The 12624-nt window shown below is 68.1% G+C and carries 12 protein-coding genes; 9 read left to right on the forward strand and 3 right to left on the reverse strand.

Going from position 1 to position 12624, the window contains the following annotated elements:
* The first annotated feature begins 7 nt into the window (after positions 1–7).
* Both ABTV10_RS11450 and ABTV10_RS11455 read left to right on the forward strand, forming a co-directional pair.
* The gene (locus ABTV10_RS11450) at positions 8–2071 is read left to right on the forward strand and encodes a DEAD/DEAH box helicase (RefSeq protein ID WP_499034808.1); all 2064 of its coding nucleotides are present in this window, start codon (positions 8–10) and stop codon (positions 2069–2071) included.
* Positions 2071–2643 (forward strand): hypothetical protein, encoded by a 573-nt coding sequence (locus ABTV10_RS11455; RefSeq protein ID WP_499034810.1) that lies wholly within the window; start codon positions 2071–2073, stop codon positions 2641–2643. Before ABTV10_RS11450 ends, ABTV10_RS11455 begins: the two co-directional genes overlap by 1 nt.
* Positions 2644–2731: 88 nt before the next feature.
* Here ABTV10_RS11455 and ABTV10_RS11460 read toward each other — a convergent pair whose 3' ends face one another.
* A complete protein-coding gene (locus ABTV10_RS11460; protein WP_499035161.1) occupies positions 2732–3304 on the reverse strand; it encodes a tyrosine-protein phosphatase in 573 nt (190 codons plus the stop codon).
* 378 nt (positions 3305–3682) lie between these two features.
* Between ABTV10_RS11460 and ABTV10_RS11465 the strand changes: the two genes are divergently transcribed.
* From ABTV10_RS11465 to ABTV10_RS11485, 5 genes are all read left to right on the forward strand, one after another.
* Complete coding sequence (locus tag ABTV10_RS11465; RefSeq protein WP_499034813.1) at positions 3683–4009, forward strand: hypothetical protein; 327 nt, start codon at positions 3683–3685, stop codon at positions 4007–4009.
* Positions 4010–4137: 128 nt separating this feature from the next.
* Positions 4138–4371 (forward strand): preprotein translocase subunit SecG, encoded by a 234-nt coding sequence (gene secG / locus ABTV10_RS11470; protein ID WP_433612766.1) that lies wholly within the window; start codon positions 4138–4140, stop codon positions 4369–4371.
* Between the two features lie 2 nt (positions 4372–4373).
* The gene (locus ABTV10_RS11475; RefSeq protein ID WP_433612768.1) at positions 4374–4784 is read left to right on the forward strand and encodes a PPOX class F420-dependent oxidoreductase; all 411 of its coding nucleotides are present in this window, start codon (positions 4374–4376) and stop codon (positions 4782–4784) included.
* Between the two features lie 52 nt (positions 4785–4836).
* Positions 4837–7632, forward strand: coding sequence for a phosphoenolpyruvate carboxylase (gene ppc, locus ABTV10_RS11480; protein WP_499034814.1), 2796 nt, complete (start codon positions 4837–4839; stop codon positions 7630–7632).
* Positions 7633–7729: 97 nt separating this feature from the next.
* Positions 7730–8284 carry an ankyrin repeat domain-containing protein gene (locus ABTV10_RS11485; protein ID WP_499034815.1) on the forward strand — a complete coding sequence of 185 codons (555 nt, stop codon included), beginning with the start codon at positions 7730–7732 and terminating at the stop codon, positions 8282–8284.
* A gap of 103 nt (positions 8285–8387) precedes the next feature.
* Here the strand turns inward: ABTV10_RS11485 and ABTV10_RS11490 are convergent, their stop codons facing one another.
* Positions 8388–8858, reverse strand: a complete 471-nt coding sequence (locus ABTV10_RS11490; RefSeq protein WP_499034817.1) for a MarR family winged helix-turn-helix transcriptional regulator — start codon at positions 8856–8858, stop codon at positions 8388–8390.
* A gap of 76 nt (positions 8859–8934) precedes the next feature.
* On the opposite strand from ABTV10_RS11490, the gene ABTV10_RS11495 reads away from it, so the two are divergent.
* Positions 8935–9810 carry an alpha/beta fold hydrolase gene (locus ABTV10_RS11495; RefSeq protein WP_499034819.1) on the forward strand — a complete coding sequence of 292 codons (876 nt, stop codon included), beginning with the start codon at positions 8935–8937 and terminating at the stop codon, positions 9808–9810.
* Between the two features lie 10 nt (positions 9811–9820).
* Here the strand turns inward: ABTV10_RS11495 and ABTV10_RS11500 are convergent, their stop codons facing one another.
* Positions 9821–10279: a DUF6389 family protein gene (locus ABTV10_RS11500; RefSeq protein WP_499034820.1), complete on the reverse strand. Its 459-nt coding sequence runs from the start codon at positions 10277–10279 to the stop codon at positions 9821–9823.
* A gap of 490 nt (positions 10280–10769) precedes the next feature.
* Between ABTV10_RS11500 and ABTV10_RS11505 the strand changes: the two genes are divergently transcribed.
* Positions 10770–12401 carry an ABC-F family ATP-binding cassette domain-containing protein gene (locus ABTV10_RS11505; RefSeq protein ID WP_499034821.1) on the forward strand — a complete coding sequence of 544 codons (1632 nt, stop codon included), beginning with the start codon at positions 10770–10772 and terminating at the stop codon, positions 12399–12401.
* Positions 12402–12624 lie beyond the last annotated feature (223 nt).

Raw genomic sequence — 12624 nt, forward strand, 5'->3', positions numbered from 1 at the left:
GGGGCGCGTGACCGGAAAGGTCACGCGCCCCGCGTTTTTCGATTGCCCCATCCCTCAGTCGGACGCGCCGGGAGCGGCCCCGTCGTCAGGGCCATCATCCCCGGCTGCAGTCAATGTCGGAAAAACCACACCTGATCTGCGCGTTCTGATACCAATCTCATTGGCGCACTGCTTATGTGCGCCGCTAACCTCGGCGGCCATGGACGAGTCGCATCCGGATCCCGGACGCCTGCAGGCCACCTTCCTGCCCGCGCAGGCATCCCTCGCATGGTGGGGCGTGCACGACGTCGAGGCGGCCCTCGCTGCCCACGGTGTGCCGGTGGGCAGTCCCTCGGACATCCGGCTCGCGGTGCCGGTGGGCGAGGGCGGAATCGCGCCGCGAACCGTTCGGACTCGGACGGTCGAACTCGCCGCGGCACTCCCGGCGCTGCGGGATCTGCGCCCAACTCTGGACAATCGGAACATCGGGGCGTCTGTGTGGTCCTGGTGGCGAGCGGCGCAGCTGGCGGAGAGCGATTCCGGGTTCGCCGGAGTCGCCGCGACGATGCCCACCGCCGCGCACGCCGCGCTGGACGCGGACGAGACGTCGATCGAGACTGCGGAATCGGTGCTCCGCAGGTTCATCGCGATGGTCACGCTCACGGAGGAGCTACGAATCGTCGGCGTCCGGGCAACACTGCGCCCATATCAACTTCTCGGGCTGGCCTGGCTCACCGGGTTGTCGAGCGAGGGCGGCGGTGTGCTCGCTGACGAGATGGGACTCGGGAAGACGCTTCAGGCGATCTCGCTGCTCGCCGTCCGTGCGGCCGAGGGGCCGCACCTGGTGGTGTGCCCGACCTCTGTCATCGAAAACTGGCGCCGCGAACTCGCCCGTTTCGCCCCCGACCTCCGGGTGACAGTCCATCACGGCGTCAACCGCTCATTGCCGACGGGTCTCGGTGTAGGCCGTGTGATCCTCACCAGCTACAACGTGCTGCGTTCCGACGTAGGCACACTCGCTGCAGCGCACTGGAACGCGGTGGTCTTCGACGAGGCGCAACAGATCAAGAACCCGAACTCGTTGGGGGCCAGGGCTGGCGCCCGACTGCCGGCGCGTCTGAAGGTTGCGATGACCGGGACCCCAATCGAGAATCGGCTCGACGAGCTGTGGTCACTCCTGCACGTCACCAATCCCGGTGTCCTCGGCACCCGCGCCCGGTTCCGGCAGCGGTTCGCAACCCCGATCGAGTCTGGGCGGTCGACCTCGGCCGCAGCACGACTCTCCGCGGTGATCGGCCCGTACGTGCTGCGCCGCACCAAGGCGGCGGTTGCGACGGACCTTCCCCCGAAGCAGTACTCGACGATCGTGTGCACGCTGACCGACGAGCAGACCCGGCTCTACCGCGAGGCGGTGGAAGCCGCCTTCTCGTCCGGACTCGGTAGCGGCATTGCGCGACGTGGCAACGTGTTGGCGCTGCTGACGACGCTGAAACAGGTCTGCAATCATCCCGCGCAACTGGAACGAGACGACAACGGGTTGTCGGGAAGGTCCGGCAAGTTCGACCGCGCAACCGAAATGCTCGCCGAGATTGTCGAGGACGGGGACCACGCGCTGGTTTTCACCCAGTACCGAACGATGGGCAAGTTGCTGTCATCGCACCTGACCGCACAACTGGGCGTGGGTACAGTCCCGTTCCTGCACGGCGGGCTCAACGTGGCCCGACGAACAGAGCTTGTCGAGACATTCCAGTCGGCACCCGATGCGTCGCCGGTCCTGATCCTGAGCCTGCGTGCCGCGGGATTCGGTTTGAACCTCACCCGTGCCAACCACGTCGTGCACTACGACCGGTGGTGGAATCCGGCGGTGGAGGACCAGGCCACCGACCGGGTCCATCGGATCGGTCAACACCGGACGGTCAACGTGCACACCCTCGTGACCGGGGGCACGATCGAGGATCACATCGCCGCGATGCACGAGTCGAAACGCGCAGTTGCCGAATCGATTGCGGGTGGATCGGAGGTCGCGCTCGCGGACCTCTCCGACGCCGAGCTGCGCGCGATAGTCGATCTCGATGCGAGAGGAACGCTGTGATGCGGGCAGACTTCGGCGTCACCGCTTGGGGGCGGACCTGGCTGCGAACAATCGAGTCGACGGCCACGTCGGCACCGAATCCCGCCTTGCCCCAGGCACGGACACTGGCCCGACGCGGTTCGGTGACGATCACCTCGGTGGGCGGCGGCGCGATTCGAGCCGAGGTGACGGCGCGCGGCAGGACGTTCCCGGTCGCCATCGACGTGCCACTCTGGGGGCGAGGAGAAGCAGTGGTGGTGCGCACGATCCTCGGCCGCGTAGGCGCCCGGGACCGCCGGATCCTGGCGGGCGACATCCCGGACGCCGTTGTCGCGGACCTGAAGGACAACGGCATTTCGGTCGCTGTCGAGATCCCCGAGTGCGTCGTGACCTGCGGATGCACGAGCCGCCGACGCCCGTGCGTGCATCACCTTTCCGTCGTGTACTGCCTGGCGCAGAGGATTGACGAGGAGCCCGCCCTGGCTGTCGCTCTCCGAGAGAGACGCGTGTCTCGTGCCCATTCGTCGCGCTCGGGTGACACCCGTCGGATCCTGCTCACCGAGGTGGATGTGGCGAGCTACTACGGCGACTGAGCCGCTGCCCTCTGCTGCCGGACACTCGCAGTGTCGTGCGCCGGGCGTGCGACGTGGACCGCCACACGCCCGGCGCAATCCGAGTCGATCAGGCGAGCAGTTTCAGTGCGAGCTTGCCGATCGTCGTCGGGGACAACCCCAGGCCGGTGCGCAGGTAGTTCTCGACGGTGCCGTACCGGGCCTTCAGTTCGTCGAGTCCGGCCTGCAGGTAGCTGGCGTCGACGCCGAGCAGCGGGCGGTAGACGTCGGCGACGGCCTGGCCCTGCGTCGCCGCGATGCCGTGGTAGGTCCGCTCGATGGAGGCGGCCGAGTACTCGTTCGTGAGCAGGTAGTCGTCCATCACTGTCTCGCTCGACACCCCGGCGATGCCGAGGAGCAGCGCCGACGTCCAGCCGGTGCGGTCCTTGCCGGCGGTGCAGTGGTAGACCTGCGGGCCCGAGGTGTTCGCGAGATCGGTGAGCAGTTTCGCGAATCCGGCGCGGGCCGCGGGATCGGTGACGAACGAGCGGTTCATGTCCTGCATGAAGCGTCGGGCGTCGTCGGGGGTCTTCAGCTTCGCGACACCGGCGGCCAGATCGCCGGACAGGATCGGGATGCGCACGTACTCGGGCCCCTGCGGGAGCCGGTCGGCCTTCTGCGCGACCTCCTCGTCGGTACGCAGGTCGTGTAGCCGGGGCCGGCGACGTCACGGAAGTTGTCGACCGATGCGAGACGGGGGGTCTCGACGCTCGGAGCGCTCGAACCGAAGACGGACGAGCCGAGGGAGCCGAGGTCGAGGGAACCCGCGGCCGTGGCGGCGGCGGTACCCGCGAACAGGAACGATCCGGATACTGCCAGTGTCAGGGCGGTGCGGGCGGTACGGCGCAGGGCCGTGTGGCGGTGCGTCATGGGGAAGGCCTTCCTCGCTGGGGTGGAGTCGGACTGCTCGGAAGGTAGTGCGGCACGTTGTGCCAGATAAGTGAGCTGTCTCACTACGCGGGAGGAAATGTGCCGACGGTCATGGTCTGATGGCCGGGACGGACGGTGATGAGGGGGAGACGTGGAGGATGCTCGGGTCCAGGAACGGTTGCGCCTGCTCGCCGCACTCGCGTGGTGCGTCGGGCTCGTCGCGTTCCTCGTGGTGCCCGCCTGGCTCGTCTACGTCGTGCTGATCTCCGAGGCGAGCTTCTTCGGTGAGGCGCCGTCGTCGACGAGCATCGCGCGTGCCGGCGAGGCGCGCCGGTGGGGGCGCGTCATCGCGACGTCCGCTCTGCTCGTCGTGACGGCGGTCGTCGCCAGCTGCTTTCGTCGAGGCGTGCGCGCCTGGGGGCTCGCGGCGCTGGCGGGAATGGGTGCGCTCGCCACGGCATTCGTCTGGGCGATGTGACGATGCGCGGACCGTTCCGGGGTTCGCCACAGTACGGTGCCTGGTTTGCGACCGATCGCCCAGGTAACAGGTAAGCTGGGCCCGCTAGTGGCCGAATCCGTCGTGCGTGAAGGGCAGCGAAGACCGACATGGAAATGTTCCTGGACATTCTGCTGGTGATCACCAGCCTGCTGCTGATTCTGCTGGTGCTGCTGCACCGCGGTAAGGGCGGCGGCCTGTCCAGCCTCTTCGGTGGCGGTGTCCAGTCCAGCCTGGCCGGTTCCAGCGTCGTCGAGAAGAATCTCGACCGCCTCACCGTCTTCACCGCCGCGATCTGGTTGATCGCGATCATCGGCATCGGCCTCGAGATCAAGTTCGGCTGACGGTGGCCGGATACCAGAGCTCCACGGCGATCCCGGACGCCGCGGCGGCACTGATCGACGCGCCCGAGTTCGCCACCCTCGCGACGGTCGAACCGGACGGGCAGCCCCAACTGTCCGTCGTCTGGCTCGAGCGCGACGGGGACGAGGTGCTGATCTCCACGGTGCGTGGCCGCCGCAAGACCGACAATCTGCTGCGCGACCCTCGCGCCACGGTGCTGATCTACCCGGCGAGCGGTCCCTACAGCTACGTCGAGATCCGCGGCACCACCAGCATCACGGACGATCCCGGCGGCTCGCTGATCCACAAGCTGGCGAACAAGTACACCGGCGCCGAGCGGTGGGAGCACGACACCCCGGACACCCCGCGGGTGATCGTCCGGTTGAAGCCGTCGAAGGTGATCTGGAAGGGCTGACCGCCCGCTCCGTTGCCCTGCGGTCGACGGGTGGCCGGTCGATAATCGGGGCATGACCGGCATCCCTGCGTCGTCCTCCGCCGAGCCCACGTCCTCGCCCGCGTCCCGCGCGGCCACCGAACCGTTGCGAGAGGACATCCGTCTGCTCGGCGGGATCCTCGGCGAGATCGTGCGCGAGCAGTCCGGCGACGACATCTTCGGGCTCGTCGAGCGGGCCCGGGTCGAGTCGTTCCGGGTCCGCAGATCCGAGATCGACCGCGCTCAGCTCGCGGAGATGTTCGCACGGATCGACACGGCGGACGCGATCCCGGTGATCCGCGCGTTCAGCCATTTCGCGCTGCTCGCGAACGTCGCCGAGGACATCCACCGTGAGCGCCGGCGCGCGATCCACGTCCGGGCGGGGGAGCCGCCGCAGGACAGCAGCCTGGCGGCCACCTACGCGAAACTCGATGCGGCCGATGTGGAGCCGACGTCCGCCGCCCGCGCGCTCTCGGGCGCGCTCGTAGCGCCGGTCATCACCGCGCACCCCACCGAGACCCGACGCCGGACGGTCTTCGAGACCCAGCACCGCATCATGGAGTTGATGCGGCGGCGGCAGTGGGTGTCCGCAGACCCGGCCGAGGTGGACGCGGTCGACACCCAGTTGCGGCGCCAGATCCTGACGCTGTGGCAGACAGCGTTGATCCGGCTGTCGCGCTTGCGGATCCAGGACGAGATCGAGGTGGGCCTGCGCTACTACGACGCCTCGCTGTTCGAGGTGGTCCCGCAGATCAATGCCGACCTGCGTGACGCTCTGCAATCGCGTTGGCCGGGCACCGGTGTCCTCGCCGAGCCGATGCTGCGGCCGGGGTCGTGGATCGGCGGAGACCGCGACGGCAACCCGTTCGTCACCGCCGACGTGGTGGGACGGGCGACGCACCGGGCGGCGGAGACGGCGATCGAACACCATCTGGCCGAACTGGAGGTGCTCGAGCGGGAACTGTCGATGTCGGCGCGCCTGGTCACGGTGACACCCGAGCTCGACCGGCTCGCCGACGAGTCCGGGGACGAGTCGGCGTTCCGGGCCGACGAGCCCTACCGCCGGGCGGTGCGCGGGCTACGGGTCCGATTGACGGCCACGGCCTCCCGGATCCTCGGGCATCGGGCGGTGCACGCCGTCGACGGCGACCTGCCCGGTTACGACGCCCCGGCCGATCTGCTCGCGGATTTGGCGAGGATCGACGCGTCGCTTCGGTCGCACGGGGACGAGACCGTCGCCGACGACCGACTCGCGCGGCTGCGGAACTCGGTGGAGGTCTTCGGATTCCACCTGTGCGGCCTCGACATGCGGCAGAACTCGGAGGTCCACGAGACGGTGGTGGCGGAACTGCTCGCGTGGGCGGGCGTGCATCCCGACTACCGCTCCCTGCCGGAGGACGAGCGGATCCGGCTGCTCGCCGGCGAGCTCGCGACCCGGCGACCCCTCGCGGGACCACACGCCGAGTTCAGTGAGCTGACCACGAAGGAACTGGGCATCCTGAACGCGGCCGCGGACGCGGTCCGGCGGATCGGACCCGACGCCGTGCCGAACTACGTCATCAGCATGTGCGACTCGGTCAGCGACATGCTCGAGGCCGCCGTGCTGCTCGCCGAGGTGGGACTGTTCGACCCGGACGGGGAGGACGGCCCCCGCTGTCCGGTGGGCATCGTGCCGCTCTTCGAGACCATCGACGACCTCCGGCGGGGTGCGGACACCCTCACCGCCACCCTGGAGGTGCCGATCTACCGGGCGCTCGTCGCGAACCGCGGCGACAGCCAGGAGGTGATGCTCGGGTACTCCGATTCCAACAAGGACGGCGGATACCTCGCCGCCAACTGGGCGCTCTACCGCGCGGAACTCGACCTGGTGCGCGCCGCCCGCAAAACCGGAATCCGGCTGCGGCTCTTCCACGGCCGCGGCGGCACCGTTGGCCGTGGCGGCGGGCCCAGCTACGACGCCATCCTCGCCCAGCCGCCCGGCGCGGTGCAGGGATCGCTGCGGATCACCGAGCAGGGCGAGATCATCGCCGCCAAGTACGCCGAACCGCGTCTGGCCCGCCGCAACCTCGAGGCGCTCGTCTCCGCGACGCTCGAATCGACTCTGCTCGACGTGGAAGGGCTCGGCGACGATGCCGCCCCCGCATACGCGATCCTCGACGAACTCGCCGAACTCGCGCGAGTCGCGTACGCCGATCTGGTGCACGACACACCCGGATTCGTCGAGTACTTCAAGGCGTCCACCCCGGTCGCCGAGATCGGGGCCCTCAACATCGGTAGCCGCCCGGCCTCGCGCAAGCCGACTGAGTCGATCGCGGACCTGCGGGCCATCCCGTGGGTGCTGTCGTGGAGCCAGTCACGGGTGATGCTGCCCGGCTGGTACGGCACCGGAACCGCGTTCGAGCAGTGGGTCGGCGGCGACGACGAACGGCTCGCGACGCTGTCCGGCCTGTACGAGCGGTGGCCGTTCTTCCGAACCGTGCTCTCGAACATGGCACAGGTGATGTCCAAGTCCGACATGGGCTTGGCGGCACGGTATTCCGAACTGGTCCCCGACGACGCGTTGCGCGAGGAGGTGTTCGGCAAGATCGCGGCCGAGCACGCGCGCACCATTGCGATGTACCGGGCCATCACCGGGCACGACAACCTGCTCTGGGACAACCCCGCGCTCGACCGGTCGGTGCACAACCGCTTCCCGTACCTCGAGCCGCTCAACCACCTGCAGGTGGAGTTGCTGCGCCGCTACCGAGCCGGCGACGACTCCGACGGCGTCCGCCGCGGCATCCAGCTCACCATGAACGGGCTCGCGACGGCGCTGCGGAACAGTGGTTAGCTTTCGCGGGCCGTGGCATGCAGTGCCGGCGCCGCGATGCCGTTCGGCGAATGTGGGCCGGGACCGCTGCTGGGGTGAGCGACGAACAGAGGGAATCGTGAGGAAGTTCTGGAAGAACCGCGCCGGGAAGGTGACGGAGGATGGCAAGTACCGTCTCCACAAACTGGCGATGAGGGATGACTCGTCGGAGCTGCGAGTGGTACTGGCCGGACACACGGAAAACGTCGATGCTGTCGAGCAGGGCATGTTACATACCCCGTTGATGTTGGCCGTCGAAATGGAACGTACGGAATCCGTCGAACTACTCTTGGAACACGGCGCTGACCCGAATCGGCAGAATATCGAGGGGATGACCGCGCTGCATCTGCTCCCGGAACGACAGCCGATTCCGTGGACGAACGTCGAAACCAAGGTCGAAATCGCAGAACTTCTGCTCCAACGCGGTGCAGATCTGGCTATTTTGGATCAGCACGGAGCACAACCGTTGTGGCATGCCGTATTCCACGTCAGAGAACCGGAAGATGTGCGACTGGTCGTGGTGTATTTGAAGCACGGCGCGGACCCGCGCTATCGGAACAACGGGCAGAGCGCTCTGGATTTCGCCAGGAAAGTTGCGTATCAGCCACTGGTGAAGGTGTTGGAAAGCTATTAATCGGGCCCGGTGCACCGTGATGCCACCGAGGAGGCTGAGTCCGGACGGGACGGAACATGGGGAATTCCCGAGATTGCGGCGGCGCATCGCGCGGAGAGAATCGCTACCGTGCCCTCCGCGCGCTCGTGGCGGCCTCGGTCATCCGGACGAGGAACCGTTCGATGGTGTTGCGCTCGTCCGGGGTGAAGCCCTCGATCGTCGAGTTCGCGGCCCCGATCAGCGGTCCGAAGAACGCCCAACCCAGTTCCGTCGCGGACTGGGTCACCTCCAGCAGGACACGCCGGCGATCGGCGGTGTCGCGGCGGCGCCGGATGTGCCCGGCCCTCTCGAGTCGATCCACCAGGGCCGTGGTCGACGCGGAGGTGAGCCCCAGCGCGGCGGACAGTAGCCCGGGCGTGGCGGGGACTCCGAAACGGTCGGCGTCGAGCAGGCAGATCAGGGCGCGAAGATCGGTGGCGTGCAGATTGTTTCGTGACGCGAACTCTGCTCCGAGTAGATGAAGCTCGACCGTCAGCGCCCGGAGGCGGTGCACGATCGGGTGCGCCTCGTCGTCCCGCCTTGTCGGTTCCGGCAACTGCAGTCTCCTCTGGATCTTGGTAGCTCGGCGACCTAGTATCTCGATGATCGAGATAAAAGTCGAGGGGGTTCACGTGGACAATGGCAGTGTCTCCGAGTTCGCCGAGACGGCGTCCGGTCGCGAGTTCCGCGACCGCTACGCCCGTGTGCTGGCGAAGTGGACCGTTCCGGTCGAGGGCGTCGACGTCACGACGCGCCACGGGACGACGCGCGTCAACGTGTGCGGTCCGGTGGGGGCGCCGCCGGTAGTCCTGCTGCCGGGTGGCGGCGGTGCGACGTCGACATCGTGGTTCGCGGTCGCGGGGGAGCTGGCTGCCACGCACCGCGTGTTCGCCGTCGATCATCTCGGTGACGTGGGGCGCAGCGTGATTCGTGAACCGATTCGCGACGTCGACGATCTGATGCAGTGGCTGATCGACGTCCTCGACGGGCTGGGCGTGGACAGGGTTGCGGTGGTCGGGCATTCGTACGGCGCGATGGTGGGACTGGCGTTCACGATCCGAAACGCGGCCCGGGTCGATCGACTGGTGCTGGTCGACCCGAACTCGTGCTTCGCCGGATTCCGCGCCGGCTATCTTCTGCGAGCGATGCCGCTGTTGCTCCGCCCCACCGCAGCCCGGGCGCGTGCGCTGATCGACTGGGAGACCGCCGGAGAGGCGGTCGACCCGGATTGGCTCGACCTGGTGGCGTTCGGTGTCGAACACTTTCCGGCGATGCGGCCGGTGGTACCACGGCGCCCGCGGCGAAGCGAGTTGTCCGGCGTGCACTGTCCGATGACGGTGGTGCTTGCGGGCCGCAGTCGCGTCCACGACGTCCGACGGGTGCAGGCGCGGGTCCGGAAGTCGGTGCCGGCGGCGCGGACGGTCGTCCTCGACGCCGCGACTCACTACACGGTGCCGATGACGTCGACCGTGGATCTGCTTGCCGTACTGAGCGAGGCGCTGCGATAGTGCTGCGCGGCTACCTGCGCACTGGGGCGAACAGCAGCGGCGTGACGGTGCCGTAGCCGTCGTCGCCCTCGATGAGCCAGGGCAGAGTCGAGTGGTTCTCGCCGACCCGCGACCACAGTTCCGTGAGCCAGGTCGCGGCCGCGTCGACGATCGCGTCCTGGACACAGAAGGGCGTGTCCGAGCTGGGCCAGAGCGGGACCGCAGGCTCGATTCCGTCTTCGGTGTACACGACCCCGAACAGATGGCGGTGGGCGTCGATGGGTTTGTTCAGCGCGAAGTGGTCCGGGCCGTCGAGTCGCGCCCAGATGTCGAAGGTTCCCTCACCGTCCTGGTCGGGGAACACGTCGAATCCCAGGGCGGTCGCCTCCGCGGGACAGGCGTCGAGAATTGCCGAGATCTTCTCCGCCGCACCATCGGTGTGGCGACCGAGGACCGTTTCGAGCTCCGAGACGTATTCCGAGCGCTGCACGTCCGAATGGTACCGCCGTACTACCGGGAGGGTGTGCTCACCACCGCGGAGGTCCGAGTCAACTAGACCGCGAGACCGTTGTCGTCCGCGCGAGGTGTCCGAGCCGAATTGACATCAGCGCGGCACGACGGAATAGTGTCCCGCCATGCGCATCGCACCAGCCAAGAAGAGCCGCCAGCGGCTCCGCGTTGGCTTGATCTGGGTGCAGAGACGCACTCGCTGACGCGTCACGGATGAGTACCCCCCGCTAGCCACCCGTATTCGGCTGCACATTCCCGCGAATTGTCGGGTCATCTGAGGTCCATCCCGGCGCACCGGTTCTTCGCTGCGCACCCATCCGCGCGTCCGGACCGATCCACCGATGCGAGCAACCTCGTCCCCGCTCGTCGTTATCAACCCGACCGGCGAGGGCGACGAACGCCGCAGCCGTCGCCACCGAGCCTCGCGCCATCGGATTTCGGTCTGGACCGCACACATCCAGGGAACTGACTTGATCACCACCACAGACCTCGAAGTACGCGCCGGTACCCGAACCCTGCTCTCTGCGCCCGGTCCGGCCCTGCGCGTGCAGGCGGGCGACCGGATCGGCCTGGTCGGCCGTAACGGTGCCGGCAAGACGACCACGCTGCGGATCCTCGCCGGCGAGGGCGAGCCGTACGCCGGCGCGGTCGTCCGCAGCGGCGACCTCGGTTACCTGCCGCAGGACCCCAAGGAGGGCGATCTCGGCGTCCTCGCCAGGGATCGGGTGCTGTCGGCGCGCGGTCTCGATTCCGTCCTGCGCGACATGGAGAAGCAGCAGACGCGGATGGCGGAGCTGGTCGGCGGCCCCGAACTGGACAAGGCGATCCGCAAGTACGGCTCGCTCGAGGACCGGTTCTCGGCGCTCGGCGGGTACGTCGCCGAGTCGGAGGCCGCCCGGATCTGTAACAGCCTGGGCCTGCCGGACCGGGTGCTGGGCCAGCAGCTCAAGACGCTCTCGGGTGGTCAGCGTCGACGGGTGGAGTTGGCGCGGATCCTGTTCGCGGCCTCGGACGGGTCGGGTGGGAAGTCGAACACGACGCTGCTGCTCGACGAGCCGACCAACCACCTCGACGCGGACTCGATCACGTGGCTGCGCGGTTTCCTGCAGAACCACGACGGCGGACTGATCGTGATCAGTCACGACGTGGACCTGCTCGCCGACGTGGTGAACAAGGTGTGGTTCCTCGACGCGGTGCGCGGGGAGGCCGACATCTACAACATGGGCTGGAAGAAGTATCTCGATGCCCGCGCCACCGATGAGCAGCGTCGTCGTCGGGAACGCGCGAACGCGGAGAAGAAGGCGTCCGCGTTGCGGGCGCAGGCCGCCAAGCTCGGTGCGAAGGCCACCAAGGCGACCGCGGCGCAGAACATGGCCAAGCGCGCCGACAAGCTGATGAACGACCTCGACGAGGTGCGCGTGGCGGACAAGGTCGCGCACATCCGGTTCCCGGAGCCGGCGCCGTGTGGCAAGACCCCGCTCATGGCGAAGGACCTCACCAAGGTCTACGGGTCGCTGGAGATCTTCACCGGCGTCGATCTCGCGATCGACCGCGGTAGCCGGGTGGTGATCCTGGGCCTCAACGGTGCCGGTAAGACGACGCTGCTGCGCCTGCTCGGCGGAGTCGAGACCCCGGACCTCGGCGAGCTGGTGCCCGGACACGGCCTGAAGATCGGCTACTTCGCGCAGGAACACGACACCCTCGACGACGAGGCCAGCGTGTGGGAGAACATCCGGCACGCCGCGCCCGACGCCGGCGAGCAGGACCTGCGGGGGTTGTTGGGGGCGTTCATGTTCACCGGCCCGCAGCTCGACCAGCCCGCCGGCACCCTGTCCGGTGGTGAGAAGACCCGCCTGGCTCTGGCGGGGTTGGTGTCGTCGGCGGCGAACGTGTTGCTGCTCGACGAGCCGACCAACAACCTCGACCCGATCTCCCGCGAGCAGGTCCTCGACGCGCTGCGCAGCTACACCGGTGCGGTCGTGCTGGTCACCCACGACCCGGGGGCGGCCGAGGCGCTGAATCCGGAGCGGGTGATCCTGCTGCCGGACGGCACCGAGGACCACTGGTCGCAGGAGTACCTCGAGCTCATCCAACTCGCCTGACTCGTGCCGAATCCGGCGAGACCGGTGGGGTGTCCGGGGAACCGATCCGCCATTTCCCGCGTCCTACCCAGCGAACGGAACTGAAACCGGGAACTGGCAGGGGAGGGAGTACGCGGGTGGATCGGAATCCGAAGGGAATCACGTATCGGCGGCTCGGAGCGCGCGTGCCGAGCGGACCGCGCAGCAGCGCGCGGTTGTCGACCGGGTGTCGGCCACGAACGAT

This window comes from Paraburkholderia sp. RHO2 (assembly GCF_050955445.1).
GTDB lineage: Bacteria > Actinomycetota > Actinomycetes > Mycobacteriales > Mycobacteriaceae > Prescottella > Prescottella agglutinans_A.

What these genes read in the sequence shown, in the direction of transcription:
- ppc (WP_499034814.1), top strand. Translation starts at nt 4,837, where the DNA reads ATGACCGGCATCCCTGCGTCGTCCTCCGCCGAGCCCACGTCCTCGCCC.
- secG (WP_433612766.1), top strand. Translation starts at nt 4,138, where the DNA reads ATGGAAATGTTCCTGGACATTCTGCTGGTGATCACCAGCCTGCTGCTG.
- ABTV10_RS11455 (WP_499034810.1), top strand. Translation starts at nt 2,071, where the DNA reads ATGCGGGCAGACTTCGGCGTCACCGCTTGGGGGCGGACCTGGCTGCGA.